Here is a 284-nt window from a genome sequence, read left to right as displayed (position 1 = left end):
CGGCGACCGCGGTCGCCGAGGACTGACGGCGACAGCATTTCTCGCTCATCGATCCGTCGCGTTTTTGCCCGCGCGACCGGTAGTGAGCCCACTCGATGGCGACGTATCACATCGAAACGTACGGCTGTAGTTCCAACCGGGGCGAGAGCCGGGAGATAGAGCGGGCGCTGCGCGACGGCGGCCACCGCCCGGCCGACGGTCCCGAAGACGCGGATGTCGCCATCCTCAACACCTGTACGGTCGTCGAGAAGACGGAGCGGAACATGCTCCGGCGCGCCGAGGAG

At 67.3% G+C, this 284-nt stretch carries 1 pseudogene; it reads left to right on the top strand.

The features are described 5' to 3' along the window. Positions 1-95: 95 nt before the first annotated feature. Positions 96-284, top strand: a pseudogene (locus tag ACP96_RS17390) (tRNA (N(6)-L-threonylcarbamoyladenosine(37)-C(2))-methylthiotransferase); the annotation flags it as partial.

Origin of the sequence: Halorubrum halophilum (assembly GCF_000739595.1) — an archaeon.
Lineage (GTDB): Archaea > Halobacteriota > Halobacteria > Halobacteriales > Haloferacaceae > Halorubrum > Halorubrum halophilum.
Note: the sequence above shows the minus strand (reverse complement) of the source record. Positions and strands in the feature narration are given on the sequence as shown.